The sequence below is a fragment of the Ralstonia sp. Ralssp135 genome, from assembly GCF_047304345.1.
GTDB lineage: Bacteria > Pseudomonadota > Gammaproteobacteria > Burkholderiales > Burkholderiaceae > Ralstonia > Ralstonia chuxiongensis.
Window position 1 is genome coordinate 51,040 of the sequence record NZ_JBGLYZ010000019.1, and the last position, 17,201, is coordinate 68,240.

Annotated in this window: 15 protein-coding genes; 6 read left to right on the forward strand and 9 right to left on the reverse strand. The window is 65.5% G+C overall.

Annotated elements, in window-relative coordinates:
* The first annotated feature begins 79 nt into the window (after nt 1-79).
* The 3 genes from ACCD03_RS14565 (at nt 80) to ACCD03_RS14575 (ending at nt 3,173) form a co-directional block, all read left to right on the forward strand.
* Complete coding sequence (locus tag ACCD03_RS14565; RefSeq protein WP_413412120.1) at nt 80-835, forward strand: Crp/Fnr family transcriptional regulator; 756 nt, start codon at nt 80-82, stop codon at nt 833-835.
* A 103-nt stretch (nt 836-938) separates the two neighbouring features.
* Nucleotides 939-2,180, forward strand: coding sequence for an MFS transporter (locus ACCD03_RS14570; RefSeq protein WP_413412155.1), 1,242 nt, complete (start codon nt 939-941; stop codon nt 2,178-2,180).
* A gap of 180 nt (nt 2,181-2,360) precedes the next feature.
* Nucleotides 2,361-3,173, forward strand: a complete 813-nt coding sequence (locus ACCD03_RS14575) for a ferritin-like domain-containing protein (protein WP_253542247.1) — start codon at nt 2,361-2,363, stop codon at nt 3,171-3,173.
* An 81-nt stretch (nt 3,174-3,254) separates the two neighbouring features.
* Here the strand turns inward: ACCD03_RS14575 and ACCD03_RS14580 are convergent, their stop codons facing one another.
* The 4 genes from ACCD03_RS14580 to ACCD03_RS14595 form a co-directional block, all read right to left on the reverse strand.
* The gene (locus ACCD03_RS14580) at nt 3,255-5,243 is read right to left on the reverse strand and encodes a Cache 3/Cache 2 fusion domain-containing protein (RefSeq protein ID WP_413412121.1); all 1,989 of its coding nucleotides are present in this window, start codon (nt 5,241-5,243) and stop codon (nt 3,255-3,257) included.
* A 122-nt stretch (nt 5,244-5,365) separates the two neighbouring features.
* Entirely contained in the window at nt 5,366-8,125 is a 2,760-nt protein-coding gene (locus ACCD03_RS14585; RefSeq protein ID WP_413412122.1) for a hypothetical protein, read from the reverse strand.
* Between the two features lie 119 nt (nt 8,126-8,244).
* The gene (locus ACCD03_RS14590) at nt 8,245-8,472 is read right to left on the reverse strand and encodes a hypothetical protein (RefSeq protein WP_325650295.1); all 228 of its coding nucleotides are present in this window, start codon (nt 8,470-8,472) and stop codon (nt 8,245-8,247) included.
* Between the two features lie 197 nt (nt 8,473-8,669).
* Nucleotides 8,670-9,458, reverse strand: coding sequence for an SDR family NAD(P)-dependent oxidoreductase (locus ACCD03_RS14595; protein WP_253542255.1), 789 nt, complete (start codon nt 9,456-9,458; stop codon nt 8,670-8,672).
* Nucleotides 9,459-9,728: 270 nt separating this feature from the next.
* Here ACCD03_RS14595 and ACCD03_RS14600 point away from each other — a divergent pair, with 270 nt between their 5' ends.
* Complete coding sequence (locus ACCD03_RS14600; protein WP_045206711.1) at nt 9,729-10,217, forward strand: MarR family winged helix-turn-helix transcriptional regulator; 489 nt, start codon at nt 9,729-9,731, stop codon at nt 10,215-10,217.
* Between the two features lie 82 nt (nt 10,218-10,299).
* Here ACCD03_RS14600 and ACCD03_RS14605 read toward each other — a convergent pair whose 3' ends face one another.
* From ACCD03_RS14605 to ACCD03_RS14620, 4 genes are all read right to left on the reverse strand, one after another.
* Nucleotides 10,300-10,998: a response regulator transcription factor gene (locus tag ACCD03_RS14605; protein ID WP_316678919.1), complete on the reverse strand. Its 699-nt coding sequence runs from the start codon at nt 10,996-10,998 to the stop codon at nt 10,300-10,302.
* A 144-nt stretch (nt 10,999-11,142) separates the two neighbouring features.
* Entirely contained in the window at nt 11,143-12,081 is a 939-nt protein-coding gene (locus ACCD03_RS14610) for a S1C family serine protease (protein WP_413412123.1), read from the reverse strand.
* The gene (locus ACCD03_RS14615; protein ID WP_253542257.1) at nt 12,078-12,665 is read right to left on the reverse strand and encodes a hypothetical protein; all 588 of its coding nucleotides are present in this window, start codon (nt 12,663-12,665) and stop codon (nt 12,078-12,080) included. Before ACCD03_RS14615 ends, ACCD03_RS14610 begins: the two co-directional genes overlap by 4 nt.
* Before the next feature lie 134 nt (nt 12,666-12,799).
* Nucleotides 12,800-13,408, reverse strand: coding sequence for a TetR/AcrR family transcriptional regulator (locus ACCD03_RS14620; RefSeq protein WP_045206714.1), 609 nt, complete (start codon nt 13,406-13,408; stop codon nt 12,800-12,802).
* A gap of 104 nt (nt 13,409-13,512) precedes the next feature.
* On the opposite strand from ACCD03_RS14620, the gene ACCD03_RS14625 reads away from it, so the two are divergent.
* Nucleotides 13,513-14,979 (forward strand): MFS transporter, encoded by a 1,467-nt coding sequence (locus ACCD03_RS14625; protein ID WP_413412124.1) that lies wholly within the window; start codon nt 13,513-13,515, stop codon nt 14,977-14,979.
* A gap of 7 nt (nt 14,980-14,986) precedes the next feature.
* Here ACCD03_RS14625 and ACCD03_RS14630 read toward each other — a convergent pair whose 3' ends face one another.
* Nucleotides 14,987-15,586 (reverse strand): undecaprenyl-diphosphatase, encoded by a 600-nt coding sequence (locus ACCD03_RS14630; protein ID WP_413412125.1) that lies wholly within the window; start codon nt 15,584-15,586, stop codon nt 14,987-14,989.
* A gap of 243 nt (nt 15,587-15,829) precedes the next feature.
* On the opposite strand from ACCD03_RS14630, the gene ACCD03_RS14635 reads away from it, so the two are divergent.
* Entirely contained in the window at nt 15,830-17,197 is a 1,368-nt protein-coding gene (locus ACCD03_RS14635; protein WP_413412126.1) for a diguanylate cyclase, read from the forward strand.
* The last annotated feature ends 4 nt before the right edge of the window (nt 17,198-17,201 follow it).

Below are 17,201 nucleotides of genomic sequence, written 5' to 3' on the forward strand. Positions count from 1 at the left end.
ATGGTCGCGTCGGTGCCGCGTCGTATTGTCGTATTGAATGGCTGCGCGGCTGATGGGGCATTCTCTGCCCGGCGCTTGCATGCAGACTGTCAAGCGTTTGACAATGATCGGACTGCCTTCGCCGCATCCTGCCGCCATGCCCGCAGACGCCTCCCATACCGCCCCGGCTCCCACGCCCTCGCAGCTCGCGCAGGGCTGGCTGCGCGACGCCCCCGCCGATCTGCTGGCCGAGATCGCGCCCACCGCGCGCCTGGTCACCTACCCTGACGGCGAATGCATCCACCCGCACGGCGGCCCGGCGCAGGGCATGTTCCTGATCGTGCGCGGCCGCGTGCGCATCAGCCGAACGACCGACGGCGGCAGCGAACTCGTCTACGGCGTGCTGCGCGCCGGCGAATGGTTTGGCGAGATCGCACTCATTGACGGCGGTGGCCGCACGCACAGCGCCCATGCGCAGGGGCCCACCACGCTCGTCCTGCTTGGCAGCGCGGCGTTTGCGCGCGTGGTGTCTGCCTACCCGGCCGGCATGTGGGCGTTGATGCAGCAGCTCTGCCAGCGCATCCGCTTGATCTTCGACGAGTTCGAGCACGCCAGCGAAATGCCCGCCGATGCGCGGCTCGCCCAACGGCTGCTGCAGCTCGCCCGCGCCGGCGATGGCCGCACCGTCGCCGCCAGCAATGAAGAGCTGGGCCGGATGCTGGCACGCTCGCGGCAGACGATTTCCAAGTACCTGCAGGCTTGGCAGCGCGCAGGCTGGATCCGCTGCCATTACCGCACAGTCGAGGTCGTCGACACGGCAGCTTTGCGGCGGCTGATCGACGGTCACGCTTCCTGAGCTTGCCCTGCGCATGGGGCACGCGCGCCGCAACTTGCACCCATAGAATGAATTTTTTGCCGCGAGTCTGCTTGCCGCCACCGCACCCATCTCCATGAATCCCATGTTCTTGCCGGCCTCGCCCGAGGGCCGGCGCCTTGTGTTGCTGCTCGGCCTCGCGCAGATGGTCTCGTGGGGCACGCTGTACTTCAGCTTCACCGTGTTTCTGGCGCCGATGCACGACACGCTCGGGTGGGCCCGGCCGTTTCTGGCGGGCGGGTTTTCACTCGGCCTGCTGGTGTGGGCGCTGTGCTCGTTCTGGGTTGGGCGCGCGCTGGACCGCTGGCCTGCGCGCCGCGTGATGGGTGCAGGCACCGTGCTCGCGGCGGGCGGCCTGCTGGCGTGGTCCTTCGTCTCGAATGAGACCACCTTCCTGCTGCTTTGGCTGCCGATGGGCCTGGCGATGTCCACTACGCTCTACGACCCGGCCTTCGTCGTGCTTCGCCAGGCGTTTGGCGATGCGTATCAGCGCCCGATCATTGGTCTCACGCTGATTGCAGGGTTCTCCAGCACGCTGTGCATTCCGCTCGCGCAATGGGGCGTGGAACACCTCGGCTGGCGGCACACGCTGCAGCTTTTTGCGCTGGCCCATGTGCTGATCTGCCTGCCGATCCATGCCCGCCTGCACGTGCGGCCGCCCATGCTCGCCCCTGCAGCAGCGCTTGACCCGGCAGCAGCGGTGCATGCCTCGGCATGGCGCATGGTGTTGCGCTTGCCGGTGTTCTGGGCGGTGGTGCTGGCCTTCGTGGCCACCAGCCTGATCGCCACCGTGCTCGGCGCGCACCTGATTCCGCTGCTGACGGAGAAAGGCGTGCCGACCAGTCGCCAGTTGCTGATCGCCGCGCTCATCGGCCCCGCCCAGGTGCTCGGGCGGCTGGCCATGATGCGGTCGCGCCCGGCGCACCCGGTGCGCATTGCACCGTGGACGTACGGCGCCATGGCCGCAGCGCTCTCGTTGCTCGCGCTGTCCAGCGGGCCGCTGCTGATCGTGTTCGCGCTGGTCTATGGTGCAGCCAACGGCATCAACACGATGGTCCGCGCGATTGCGATGCCGGAGCTGGTTTCGCCCAACCAGTACGCCACGCTCAACGGCCTGATGATGACGCCCGTGCTGTTGGCGCAGGCCAGCGCCCCATGGCTGGGCGCCCTGCTCTGGCGAGCCAGCGGCGGCTATGCAGCAGTCGAATGGGCGATGGTTGGAGCCGCCATCGTCGCGCTCGTAGCCTTCGCCTATGGCTTGCGGCACGCGCAAAAACGCCACGTACCTACCGCTGCGTCGCGTACAGGGGTGACGCAATCGTCATGACGCATTCACCACTTTGAGCGCAGGAGATTGCTTTTAGGAACCTTTGGAAGCGCACATCTGTCTTGAAACATGGGACGTGATGTTTCATTCTCATAGCAAGGGCGGTCCGCTTTTTGCGAGATTGCCGACGGAGGAAGCGCCTTGTCACAGGTTCATGTGGAAACATCTGAGAGCGAGCGCATGCCGTGGTCGGTCCAGGAGATCGCTTACGACAGCATCGACGTGGCACGCGTACGCGAAAACGGCACGCTGTTCTACCTTGTTGCCAGTGCGTCGTTTGTGGAGAGCGGCTCCGACCTCTATGCCGGCAACCTCGCCCAGTACTACGCCGACCGCCCCGAAACCGCGCACTGGCTGATCCACCATTGGGAACGCGAAGAGCTTCAGCACGGCCTTGCCCTGCGCCGCTACGTTGAAACCGTATGGCCCGAGTTCGACTGGGAGCGCGGCTACGCCCGCTTCTTCGAGGAATACTCGGTCACCTGTTCGGTCGACCAGTTCGAGCCCACGCAGGCGTTGGAAATGGTCGCGCGCTGCGTCGTCGAAATGGGCACCGCCACTTTCTATCGGGCCATCGCCCAAGCCGCGGCTGAGGCCGATGAACCGGTGCTGCGCGACCTCGCCAGCCGCATCTCGGCCGATGAAGTCCGACATTACAAACACTTCCTGCGTTTCTTCAACGAGTGCAACGCGAGCGAGGGCGTAGGCCGCGCGCGCGTGCTCAAGGCGCTCGCCTCACGCCTGCGTGAAATCAAGAACGAAGATTCGATGATCGCCCTGCGCAATGTGCTGCGTATCGAGCGCAGCCAGGAAGATGTGCCCGAGGCCGATGTTCGCGCGCTGAACTCGCGCGTCAGCGCGCTGGTGCGCTCTTATCTGCCGCTCGATATGGCGGCCAAGATGCTGCTCAAGCCGTTGCGCCTGCGCCCGGGGTTCGAGCGCTCGATTCGGCCGCCGTTGGTGGCCGTGGTGCGGCGGGTGATCCTGCATTAGACCGCCGCGCACGAACGAGGCGCCAACAAAAAACCCGGGTTGAAGCCCGGGTTTTTCTTATCCAGCCGACCACGCGCCGCTTCAGGCCAATCGGAACACATCCACAGCGCCGCGCAGTTCCTGGGCCTGTTGGCGCAGGCTCTCGGCGGCAGCAGCCGCTTCTTCAACCAGCGCAGCGTTCTGCTGTGTCACCTCGTCCATCGACGTGACCGCATGGTTGACCTCTTCGATGCCTTGCGACTGCTCGCGCGAGGCGTGGCTGATCTCGCCCATCAGACCGGCGATGCGTTCCACGCGCGTCACGATGTCTTGCATGGCATCACCGGCGCCGCGTGCGGCCTGGTTGCCGGCCTGCACTTCTTCAACCGAGCGATTGATCAATTCCTTGATCTCCTTGGCGGCGGCTGCGCTGCGCTGGGCGAGGCTGCGCACCTCGCCGGCCACGACGGCAAAGCCCCGGCCCTGTTCGCCTGCGCGGGCAGCTTCCACGGCGGCGTTCAGCGCCAGGATGTTCGTCTGGAAAGCGATGCCGTCGATGATGCCGGTGATGTCGGCAATCTTCTGCGCCGTGGCGTGGATGCCCGACATGGTGCCGACCAGCCGCTCGACCGTCTGCCCGCCGGCGTTGGCCGCCTCGCTGGCGGATTGCACCATGTCGTGCGCGTGGTGGGCGCTCTCGGCGTTCTGGCGCACGGTGGCGGCCAGTTGTTCGATGCTCGACGCAGTGCGTTCCAGATTGCCGGCCTGCGCTTCGGTGCGGGCGGAAAGATCCGCATTGCCGGCCGCGATCTGGCCGGTGCTTGATGCGATGGTGGAGGCGCTGGCGCGCACCTTGTCGACGATGCCCGAGAGGCCATCGCCCACGCCGTTGACGGCGCGCATCACCTGGCCGATTTCATCGCGGCGGGTGGTGGGCAGGCGGTGCGTGAGATCGCCCGCAGCCACACGCTGGGCCGCGTCTACCACCTCGGCCAGCGGCGTGCTCACAGTACGGCGCAGCATCCAGTACAGCCCGCCGGCCAGCAGCGCACCGAGTGCCAGACCCAGCAGCAGGAAGCGGTTGCGGGCGGCCACCAGATCGGCATTGAGTTCATCCACATAGGCCGTGCCGGCAATCACCAGTTGCCAATCCGGGTATTGCGTGAAGACGGTCAGGCGCTCACGCGCGGTGCCGCCTTCCGTGTCGGCCAGCGTATGGCGGAGCGTGCCGTCCTTGCACGCGATCATCTCGCGCACCCAGGCTTGGCCGGCGGCGTCTTTGGCGTCGAGCAGGTTCTTGCCTTCGCGGTCTTGCGTGTGGTCGATCAGCACCTTGCCCTGATCGGCGCCGGGCTTCCCGTCGATGACGAAATAGCCACCCGTCTTGCCAATGCCGTGCGAGCGAATCTTGTCCTTGAGCAGCGCCAGTTCCGAGCGCACGTCCACACCCACATACAGCGCGCCGATCACCTTGCCCGACGCATCGCGCACGGGTTCGTACTTGCTCATGTAAGGCACGCCAAACAGCCACGCCAGGCCGCGGAACGGCTCGCCGGCCATCAGCGCCTTGTAGCTGGGGTGGGCGCGATCGAGAAGCGTACCAATCGCACGTTCGCCGTTTTCCTTCTTGAGCGACGTCGTCACGCGCACGAAGTCGTCGCCGGTGCGGGCGAACACGGTGGCGATGGTGCCGCCGGTGCGTGCGAAGAACTTGTCCGGCACGGTGAAGTTGAGGTTCAGGACCGTGTCACCGCTTTTGAAGGTAGGCGTCGGCTTGCCCGCCACTTGCACGGTCTGCGCCGGGTCCACGCTGTAGGGACCCGGCGCGGCGTCGGCAAAGGCGGTCAGAAAGCGGTCGGCCTCGGTGCGCATGGTGCCGTCGAACAGGCCGATCATGTCGCGCATGGCGGCCTCCTGGTTGTGCATGGCCGATTGCGTATTGGCTTCCAGCATGCGCAGGCTCGATTGCGAGTTCGCCAGCGCAAACATGCCGAACACCGCCACCAGGGCGATCAGGCCAATCACGGCCAGGCGGGTACCGAGGCTGGTTGGAGGTTGTGAAGCTTCAGAAAGGGGCGCAGACGCTCTCATGCTTTTTTTTCCTGGGGGTCGTCAGTCGGGTTAACAACGGATCAACCTGGAAAAGCTTGAGCGCAAACGTTTTGCAATCCGCTATGTCCGGAGAATCAGACATGCGTCTGCGCTTCCAGACGTCATTTGTCGCACGTCAGCTCGACGTGCTGGGGTGTGGGCTTGGCGGGGTTGCCCGCACCCAGGTCGATGCGCCAGTCAGCGCCATGTGATGCACTCACTTCGCGGCCGTCCACGGTCGCCCGGCAACGGGTTGCATTGGCAAAGCGGATGAACGGTCGCGTATAGCCGGCAACGTCGACCGACAGCGCACGGCCATCCGCACTGCGTTGCCAGTTCGACAGCCTGCCGCTGGCATCGCGCACGTAGGGCTGCGTTGGCGCGGCGGTGTTCAGGGTGAAGCGCGCCGAGCCGCTGGTCAGGTGGATGTAGGTGCCGCCCGGGCCTGCAGCGTAGCCGGCCACATCGCGTGCATCGGCAAGGCGCGGCACGCCCGGCCCCGCCCAGCGCACGGTCCGCAGATCGCCATTGCCGCGCACGACCCAGGCATCGCCGTCACGCGCGACAGCCATGGCGCGGAAGTCGAGCACCTTGCGGATGTAGTCCGACGCGTAGATCGGCATGACCGGCTGCGCGACAGCCCAGTCATATACCTGCCGCAGGGCGGTGAGCGAGGCCAGCTTGGTGCCGGAATACATGTGGTAGTAAATGCCGATCGGCTTGAAGCGATAAGGTTTTTCGGTCAGCTCGAACGTTTCGATGGCGCGCGAAAAGCCGTAATACGGGCCGTGCCAGAGGTTGGTGTAGATGTTCTCGTTCTGGTCGGGCGCAAATACCTGGAAGAGGCCATCGCCTTTGTCCACGCCAAGCGGCGCGACGGCCGTCCAGCTCGGGTTGGAGCGCGTGATGTAGGTATCGCCGCCGTTCATGTTCAGCACACCGGCCTCGACGGTCTTCTGCACGGCAATTGGTGGCACTTGGCCGTTGCCGCTCCACAGCAGCACCTTCACGCGCTTGCCCGGTGGGGCCAGCTTGGTGTTGATGTAGTGGATGGAGCCCGCGATCTCGCGGTCGAAACTGAAGCGGTAATTGGGGATCCTCAACGAGAAGGCGGTGTCGGTGCCTTCGGGCGTTTCGGCAGAAGTCGGGGCGGGCGGGTTGGTGGTACGCAGCCAGTTGAACGGGTGCGAGAACGTGTGGCTAGCCAGTTCCACATAGGGCTGCGCAAAGATGCTGCGCGCGATCGGCTCAAGCTGCGGCGTGAGCTTCGGGTACACACCGTCGGCCGCCACTTCGCCCTCGATGATCGACACGGTAGTCGGCACCTTGTAGCGATCCAGAATGTCGCGCAGCAAGGCCTGGCCGGAGAACTCGCCGGGCGGGAACTCGGTGCGGGAGGCGAATCCGTCGCCATCGATATGCACGGTCATCAACCGGCGGCCGTTCTCCGTCGTGGTGTCCGGCACCGGCATGGCGGGCAGTTGCAGCGCGCGGCGCAGAAAATCCAGTGGCTGGATCACCCAGCGCGCCTGGTCGACATCGGGCATGCGAAACACACCGAAGGGCTGCAGCACGTAGCCACCCCACGGCATGATGGCCGCCGCATCGTAGGTGTAGCTGCCGACCGAGAGCCGCAATAGCGATTGCGCTCCCGCCACACCGGGGTCCACCTGCACGCCCACGGCCATGCGTCGATCGGGATGAGGCTGCAGTTCGAAGCCCATCATCGGATCATGCGAGACGATGGCAAGGGGCCCCGCCGGCGTGCCGGACACGGCTCGCAGACCTAGCATCTGCGCCGTGGCCGCATCCATGTTCAGCCCGAACTGGTTGAACATCGCCACACGCACGCCGGCGCCCATCGTGCGCCTGAGCCACGATGCCCACGCGCCAGGCCGCGGTGCGTTGCTGTCGAACCAGGTGACAACGCCGGCATAGCGGTCGGGGGTGACGGTCGGCAACGGCTTGTTGGCGTCGGCAAACTCGGTGCGATAGCCCAGATAGTTGATAGGCATGGCCAGATAGAGCACCGACGGGGCGGTGTTGCGGCTGGTGCCGGGCTCCTGAGCTTCGACCAACAAGACACGGCGCGGCATCACTTCCAGCCGGCCAATGCCGATGAAGTCCGCGCCCGGTGTGGTGGCGTAGCTGGTGACGCCCGCAGCGCGCGCCACGTTGGCGGTCTCCCGCAGACAGGTGCGGTTGTAGTTGACGCAGTAATCGAGCGCGACCGCCGGCAAGTGATACTGGGCACCGATGTTGCGCAGCGTGGCAATGCGTGCGGCGCGGTCGGCATCGGCCACATCACGCAGACCTTCGCCGCCTGCGCGCTCACGCACCAGACCCGCCGTCACGACGCCGGACAACTGCGGCGCCAGCGTCTCGAGCCAGGCCGTGCCGCCAGCCAGCAGCTTCGTCTGCGGTGCGCGTGCGTGCAACGCCTGAACCAGCGCCGCAACGGAATTGGCGGCATCGGGGGCGCTGCGTTGAAGTGTGTCCAGTCCATCGAGCAGGAAGCCTTGGTAGCCTTGCGCGAGCAACGGCGCAAAGACCTGGTCGATCACATTGGCGGGCCAGGCGCTTGAGCGCATCGCATCGGTCTGCTGCGTCAAATCTACGCGAGCGAACCAGAGCGTGGACGATGGCTGTTTCGGATCGAAACTGCCGGCGGTTGCCGGGTCCAGCACGACCCAGTCGAAGGCTTGCAGTTCAGCGACGGGCACATCGCGGCCGTAGTAAAAGGCCATCTGCGGATCTGCAGGCGCAGGCGTTACCGGCTGTTGTGCGCGCGCAGCCGCAACGCCGAACGCCAACGTAACGGCACCCAGCCACGCCGTCCGCCACCACACACCCATGCTGCCCACAGCTCGCTTGCCCTGCATCCCAATCCTCAAAAGTCAGTCCGACTTTTATTGTGACGGGCTGCAGGCCGATTGCAATGTTTGTGGCTTAGGGGACGTGCCCGCCACGCTGCCCTGGGGCACGTGGCGGGACAAACGGCTCAGTAGCCGACCACCGTGTACTGCGGAAATTCAGCTTCGAACGCTTTTTCCAGGTTGTCGACGCTGGCGACTGCGGAAGTGTAGACAGCAGTTGTCGTGCCGCTGTCGTAGGCCAGCGTGACGGCCCAGGTGGCGTGCGCCTGGTTGACGCGATCGCGTGCAGCCTGGGCCGCCAGTTGACCGGGGCCGTTGTCAGGTTTGGTTCCGTAGACTTTGCAGTGGGACATGGCAATCACTCCGAAGATGTGGAAGGAATGCCGCCAGCGCACGGGCGAGGACACGCTCGGTCTGGCTGGTCTGCGATCTCGACGATACGGGCGAACAGACGCGCTGCCGGCTTGTCCCGCCGGCATGCACCAGCGACACGGCCAGCGTAAAAGCCGGGGCCGCGCGCCGGAATGGTGCGTTCGTCAGGGCTGACGTTCTAGAACGCCGACTTCACCACGCCGCCGTCCACGCGCAGCGCGGCGCCCGTGGTGGCAGATGACAACGGGCTCGCCACATAGGCAACCAGGTTGGCCACCTCCTGCGTGCTGGCAAAACGCTTGATGAGCGAGGTCGGCCGCGCTGTCTCGAAGAACGTCTTCTCGAACGCTTCGAAGCTCTGGCCGCCGGAGAGCTTCTCGACAAACTCATCCACGCCTTCGGAACGCGTCGGCCCCGGCAGCACGGCATTCACGGTGATGGCCGTGCCGGCGGTCAACTCGGCCAAGCCACGCGAGAGGCCCAGCAGCGCAGTCTTCGTGACGCCGTAGTGGATCATCTCCACCGGGATCTGCACGCCGCTCTCGCTGCTGATGAACACGATGCGGCCCCAGTTCTGGGCGCGCATGCCGGGCAGATACGCGCGGGACAGACGCGCGCCGCTCAGCACGTTCACGTTGAAGAAGTGCTGCCATTCGGCGTCGTCGATTTCCTCAAACGGTTTGGGGTCGAAGATGCCGAGGTTGTTGATGAGGATGTCGACCTTGGGAAAGCGGGTGACCAACGCGTCAGCCTGCGCCGGGTTGGACAGGTCACCGGCAAAGCCCTCGACCTGGGCGTCGGGCACCTCGGTGCGTAGGCGCGAAATTGCGTCCTCAACGGACGCTTCCGTACGGCCGTTGACGATCACGCGGGCGCCTTCGGCGGCCAGTGCTACAGCAATGGCATGACCGATGCCTTTGGTAGAGCCGGTCACGAGCGCGAGCTTGTTCTGAAGGTGGAGGTTCATGGCGTTCAAAAAAGGAATATGGAGGAGGACGAGCACGCCGCGCCACATGCGTCGGCTGCTACGTTTCAGCCATGATACGAACCATCCCACCCCTTGGCAGCCGCAATCGTTTTGCAGCGATATCCAACGAGATTTGACGATCTGCGTTGGTATCGATCCCGGCTTGACGGCCTGGGCAAGCGACGATTAGTGTGCAATGAAGCACGCCAGCGTTACGGGAATGCGGCGCGCCTTACAAGCCGGATCACCGGCAGAACGGGGAGCACCACCATGAGCATCGACGTACAAACACCTGAGGCCGCCGACACCAGCACCAGTGAAGGCGCCTACCAGCTTGACACCATGGACCGCGATACCAACATCGGTCGGCTCGTGCATCGGGTCCGACACGCGTTGGTGACGCACATCGACAGTGCCCTGGCATCGCTGGACCTGACGGCCGCGCAGTGGACGGTCGTCATCTACCTGGCCGAAGACCTGGCCACCACCCCGGCCGAACTCTCTCGCGCGCTGCACTACGATCCGGGTGCGATGACGCGGCTGATCGATCGGCTGGAGAAGAAGAACATCGTCAAGCGCGCACCCAGTGATGCGGATCGCCGCTCAGTGGTGGTCTCGCTCACCGAGCAGGGCCGCGCGCTGTATCCGGAAATCCGGCCGCTGATCATCGATGTGCTGAACCACCTGCTGCGCGGGTTTTCGCAGGCCGAGGTCAAGCAGCTGGAGAACCTGCTGCTGCGCGTGCTGCATAACGCCTGACCGGTTCAGGCGTTCGCGGTTCGGTCGTTTGAGCCGACGGCGTTGCCGGCGTGCAGGGGATGGCTTGGGCGCCGCTCAGCGCTCACTGCCCCTCAAGCTCGTGCTTGATCTTGAACAGCTCGGTATCGGTGCGAATACCCAGCTTGCGATAGGCAGATTGCTTCTGCGAGCTGATGGTCTTGATGCTGCGCGCAAATTTCTCGGCAATGTCCGTAACCGACATGCCGTCAAGGCAGCAGCGCAGCACTTCGCGCTCGCGCGGGCTGAGCTCCGAGCGGTCGAGCAGTGCAGAGAGCTTGCCGCCATTCGCGGTGGGCGGGGGCGCATCGGCAGAAAGGGCGTCGCTCTCCATCTCGGCAGCCAGCGCGGCGTTCAGGCGCTTGCCGCCCGTAGCCACGGTGCGGATGGCACGCACCAGTTCCGACAGCTCCTCTTCCTTGCCGACAAACCCGCGCGCGCCGGCATGCATGACCATGCCAACCGTCGCCTTGTTGTGATGCGCCGAGGCCACCAGAATCTTCAACTCCGGATAGCGCACGCGAATCAGGCGGATCAGGTTCAGCCCGTCGATTTCAGTGGGCCCCAGCGAATAGTCCATCAGCAAGACATCCACCTCGAAGGTGCTGTCCTTGAGTGCCCGCACGATTTCGCGACCTGACGCAAACATGCCGCAGACCTCGATATCGGCCTCCTGCTTCAGGCGCGCAGCCAGACCATGGCGGACGACCGCATGGTCATCGAGCACGACCACGCGGATCGGTCGGGTTGCGGTCCAATTCATGTTGGCGGGTTCCTAGTCGACTTGTTTTGAGTGACTGCGCAGGCTCGCTCGAACGGGCACCGCACAGCCAAACGGGTCACATATTAATGTCTTCATGCCCCGACCTGAACCTGGCTGAATCGAGGTCAAGGGTTGCGAGGGCGTTTATTTGGCTTCGACGACCGTGTCGTCGCGGGCATAGATCGAGCAGTTCTGATAACGCTCCTTGCACGACGACACCGCACGGAATTCAGCGTTCTGGCCCCATTCGTAGACGAACTGATCGCCATCGGCGGCCACGAAGATTTTCGGCCACGGCTTGCGCAAATACGCACCAAAGGCGGCTTGCGACTTCGGGCCCAGTTCACCGGGCTTGCGCAGCTGTGGAGCAGTGGCCGCTGCAGGCGTCGTATTGGCAGCCACCGACGACGCTGCTGCAGCGCGCTCGGCCAGCGCTTTTTGCGCACGGGCGGGAACATCGTTGATCCACTCGGCGGGCGCTGCAAAGTTCAGGTTCTGTCCGTAGACGGCGGACACCATGCGCGACGTGATGCCGACCAGCCGCGCGTTGCTGTCGAACAGGCCGCCGCCGCTGGAGCCCTGCGAGATCGCTGCCGACGTCTGGATCGCCTTGAGCTCGCCGTTTTCGTCATGCCGCAGCGACGAGATCAACCCCTCGCTGATCGTCAGGTCAAACCCCAGCGGATTGCCGATTGCGTAGACCTTCTGCCCCGTCACCAGCGTGCTGCTCGGGACAATGGTGACGGCGGGGTAGTGGAAATCGGCAACGCGCAGCTGGCACAGGTCACGCTGCACGTCGGGATACAGCAGGCGTGCGCCAAAGCTGGCGTTGCCGCGCTTGAGGCTGACCTGCTTGCCGCCGCGCAGCACGTGGCAGTTGGTCACGGCCAGCCCGTCGCCAATCACCACCGCGCTGCCGATGGCCAGCGGCTGGCCGGCAGCGTTGGATACGCGCACCTCCCAGATGCTGGGCGCGACCTTGGCGAACACTTCGGCCGGCTCCAGCGCAGCCGCCGGCAACGCTGCCAGTGCCGATGCAGTGGCCAGGAACGTGTGGATCATTAAGGCGGTGCGGCGGGTCATTGCGGCGTCAGCAAATCGGAAAGGTCGCTCAGCGTGGTGGAGCCGTCTTCGGAGCGCGTCTTGTCACGCATGAAGGCGACGTCGGCGTCGGTCAGGCCGGGGCAGCTTCCAGTGCCCCACGACGGGTTGATGCGGTAGGTGCGATAGCGCGCGTTGATGGCATGCCACGACCGGCCGTCGTCAGACTCAACCACGCCGGCGCGGCACACATGGGCGTTGGTGGGGTAGCTGGCCGTCATCTTGTACTGCTTGCCCGCCTGCGGCACGAACGTCGCCGACACACCGCAGCGATAGATGAGCGTGCCCGAGGTGCGGACGAAGCTGGCGCCCAGCGCGGTCGGCACACCGGCCAGCACGCGGATCGGCCGCGTCGCATCCGCCGGCTTGAGCGCGGTGCGCGGGTTGCCGCAATACTTTGCGTCGTCAAACGCGAGGATGGTGGCGTTGGTGCTGGTCAGCGGGCGGACGAAATCCACCGTGGCCGTGTTGGCGCCGGCAGGCGGCTCCGCATAAGGCGCTGCGCAGCCCGTCAGCCACAGCGCGCCCCCGATTCCGATGGCCGCAGCAATCGTTCGGCTCGTCATACCCAATCCCCCCGCGAGTCTTGTGTTTGGTGTGTTTGTGCGACTGCGCACAAGTGTAACCAAAGGTGGTGCGAGGGGACGGCCGCGGCGGCGCACAGGCGTTGCTTGCGCGCGTCGCGTGTTGGGAAGTCCGCTCAGGCAAGCGCCGCATCGATGCGCGCCCGCGTGCTGCGGCGCGCGCGCTCAAATACCGCCATGTCGCCCATCAGAAACGCCACGTTGGCGTTGGAACGAAACGATTCGATTTCGAAGACGAGCTGATCGACCTCGACATCGGCGCGCAATTCACCGGCCGCCTGTGCCGCGGTAATCGTCTCGCGAAAGCGGGCGCGCATCTCCTCCCGATGCCCGCGCACACGGTCCTGGATGGCGCCTGGCCGCGCGCGGTATTCGTAGCTGGCCGCGCAGACAAAGCAGCCACCCGGCGACGCCCCACTGGCCACGTAGTCGAACCAGCCTTCGGTTAGCGCACGCAGGCGGGCAAGCGGGCTTTCCAGCGCCAGCGCCGGTTCAACGACCATCTCGCGGTAATGCACGACGCCCGCGTCCAGCGTGGCCAGTTGCAGCGTTTCCTTGTCGCCGAACAGCACCTGGATATTGCCCTTGCCCACGCCCGCATCCGTGGCCACGCGACCGATGGTCAAACCCTCCAGCCCGTCGGTGGAAGCGATGGCGGTGGCGTGCTCGAGCACCTGGGCGCGCGCACGTTCACCACGCTGGCGGCGGCCGTCGGTCTCGTTCATGGCAATGCCCTATCGATGAGTGGGGACAACGCAATCGGCGCTTGACGTGAGCCAACCGCCCTCTAGTATACGTACGACCGTATATTAATAAATCGCGATCCCCTATGTCAACGGAATCCCTTTCTGCCGCTGGCGTTGCCTCGCCAGCCAAACGGCACTGGCCGGCGCTGGCGGCGCTGCTGACCGGCAACTTTGTCACGATTCTCGACCTGTTCATCGTCAATGTGGCGATCCCGGACATCCGTGCCGGTCTGCACACCAGTTTTGCCGAAATCCAGCTCGTGATGGTCGGCTACAGCGCGGCGTATGCGGTGTTCCTGCTCAACGGCGCCCGCCTGGGCGACCTGTTCGGGCGCAAGCGCATGTTTCTGGCGGGCATGGCGTTGTTCACGCTGGCATCCGCGCTGTGCGGTCTGGCGACAACGCCGTGGATGCTGATCGCCATGCGTGTCGGCCAAGGCCTGGGGGCAGCCATTCTGATGCCACAGGTTATGGCTTCGCTGCGCGTGCTGTTTGACGGCGACGCACGGCGACGCGCATTCGGCACCATGGGCGCGGTGCAGGGCGTGGCGGCGTCGGTCTCGCAGATCATCGGTGGCTGGTTGATTGCGCATCCGCTGGCGGCCGACGTGTCGGGCTGGCGCGCAGTGTTCTTGGTGAATGTGCCGATCGGCATTGCCGCGCTCTTGGCTGCGCGCGCCTTCGTGGCGGAATCGCGTGCGCCGGTGGCGGCGCGGCTGGACGTGCATGGCGCCGTGGCAGGCGCGGTGGCACTGGCGATGCTGCTGGTGCCGATCATGCAGGGCCGCGAGTCTGGTTGGCCTTGGTGGTCGTGGGCGGTGCCGCTGGCCTCGCTGCTGGTGTTCCGCCACTTTGTGCGCGTAGAGCAGGCGCTGTCGGCCGCGGGCCGCGTCCCCATCATCGAGATGGCGCTGTTCCGCAACCGCAGCTTTGTGCTGGGCGTGCTGGCGATCTTCCTGTTCTACACTGCCATCAGCTCCTACTTCCTGGCGCTGACGATCTTGCTGCAGTTCGGGCGCGGCTTGTCGGCATTGGCAGCGGGGTTGGTGTTTACGCCGGCGGCCATCGCGTTCTTTACCGGCTCGCTCACAGCGCCCCGCCTGGCTGAACGCATCGGGCAGCGCGCCCTGCTGCTCGGCGTGGCGATCTTCGCCGTGGGCATGGCGGTGCTGGCGGCAATGGCGCAACTGGGCGCGGGCACCGCTTGGCTGATCCTGCCGCTGATGCTCAACGGCTTTGGGCAAGGCATGGTGATTCCGCTGTCGCTCAACACCATCCTCAGCGGCGTGGAAACAGCCCAGGCCGGCATGGGCGCCGGCACCGTCACGACCATGCAGGCCGTCGGCAACGCGGTGGGCGTAACGGTGGTGGGCGTGCTGCTGTTCTCGCTGCTCGGCCAGGTGGATGGGGCAGATGGTGCGGTGGCGATGGACGCCGCCACGCACGCCGCGCACTACGGCCATGCGTTCGCGCTGGCGACGCTCTACAACGTGGGTGCGACGATACTGTCTTTCGTGCTCTTCTGGCGCGCCTGGCGCCGGCACGCCTGACCCACGCTTACTTGCGCACCCAGCCGCGACGCACGCACGGTGCCAGCACCACACCATGCAACGCCAGCCCCAGACGGTGCAGCGGCTCCGACAGCGTATGCGCCACGCGCCCGCTGCACAGCCAGGCGCTCAAGGCCGACACGGCCGCCGCGCCCAGCATGTCGAACGGATAGTGCACACCCAGATAGATGCGCGCCCATGCCATGGGCAAGCCTAATAGCGCCAGCAACACGCCCACGCGCCGCAGGCGTGCGTTCCACATCAGGCTGAACGCCACGGTCCACAGCGCGGTCAGGTGGTCGCTCGGGAACGACGAATCCGGCGCGTGCGGCAGCAGATTGGTGCCCAGCACAATCGCAAACGGCCTCGGGTGATACCACGCGAGACTGAAGCCAACGTTGATCGACAACGCCAGCGCGGCAGCCACACCGGTCTGCAGTGCCTGGCGCCGCGTGGTCGGCTCGCCCCAGAGCCAAGCGGCCACGAGCGTCAGTGGCACCAGCCAGATCGCGTATTCGGCAAAGGCCATCGCCAGCCAGACGGTCGTGGCTGAAGCGTCGGCCGGCGCGTTGATCCAAAGAAACAGCGTGTGATTGAGTGATTCCATACAGCGTCGGCCAACGGCCCGAGTGATTCAACAACGGCGTGAGACCCGGCCCACACTACGGAAGGTTCCCTTCAATTCCCTTGGAACCCGTCTGTGGATAAGCCTAGGCCACCTGACTTAGGCCAGCCGTAGCGATGCTCCCGATCCTTGCCTAGGCTTTTCCCGCCGCCAGGCGCTGCCTATGATGTAGGCACACCGACACGCAAGCAGGCCGGATACACAATCTCGAACCCCGGGGGGTGGATGGAAAGTTTTCTGATTCAGCGAGCCACAGGCCGGCAAGCGATGGTTGCCGGTGCGATCGCGCTGCTGATCCTGTTGACGCTGGCTGTGGCCGCACCACGTGCAGGCCTGCAATGGCCGGCGATCAACCCGTTCATGCCGATGTGCGCCTTGACGGTATTCACCACCGCCGGCATTGCCGCGTTTCTGCTGGGCGCGCAGTTCACCGTGACGCGGCAGCCGATGCTTGGCGCGCTTGGCGGTGCCTATGCCTTTACCGCGCTGGCCGTGGCGCTGCAATTGCTGACGTTCCCGGGCGTGTTCTCGCCCACGGGGCTGTTTGGCGCCCGCCCCACCACTGCAGCATGGATGTGGGTGTTCTGGCACGGCGGCTTTCCGCTGTTCGTGATCCTGGCGGTGCTCCTGCGCGATCGGCTCTCGCGCGATGCCGTTGCTGACGGGCGCGTCGGCCGGTGGGCCTCGCTGCTGATCGGCGGGCCGGTGGTGGTGGGTGTGCTGCTGTGCAGCTTTGCGGTGCTGACCAACCTGCCGCCGCCGCTGCGCGCCAGCAATGGCAACAACCCTGTCGCGGTCGTCCTGTGGGCCATCAACGCGGTTGCCGTGCTCGCGGTGGTGGCCAGCGGCCGCTTGCGCGCGGTGCTCGACGTTTGGCTGGCCATTGCCGCGCTGGCCTGCCTGACGGACACCACACTCAACCTGCTGAGCACAGACCGCTTTACCGTGGGCTGGTACGTCGCGCGCCTGTTCAGCATGTTCGCGCCTGGGGTGCTGGTCTGCTTGCTGGTGTGGGAAGTGACCACGCTGTACCGGCGCCTGTTCGAGGCGCATGTCTCGCTGCAGCAGGCGTCCATGCATGATGCGCTGACGGGCCTGTACAACCGTACCTACTTCAACGAGCGGGTCGACAGCCTGATCAGCACAGCTCAGCGCAGCGGACAGCCGCTTTCGCTGGTGATGGTCGATGTCGACCACTTCAAGCGTTACAACGATGCCTTCGGCCACCTCAAGGGCGACGCGTGCCTTGCCGCCGTGGCCCATGCACTGGCCGGCGTCGTGCGCCGCACTGCAGATTTCATCGCACGCTATGGCGGCGAGGAATTCGTCGTCGTCCTGCCAGAAACCGATGCCAATGAAGCGCAGGCCCTTGCCGAGCGCGCGCGTGAAGCTGTGCTGCGTCTACGCATCGAAGCCACTGCGCCGTCGCGCTACGTGACGGTCAGCGCCGGTTGCGCCACGTCGGTGCCGGGTAACGGTGCCCTCTCCATCGACACGCTGGTCGAGACCGCTGATGCCGCGCTCTACCGCGCCAAGGCGGCCGGACGCAATATGGTGATGAGTGCGCAGCCGCTGCCGGCCGCGCTCACGTAACGCA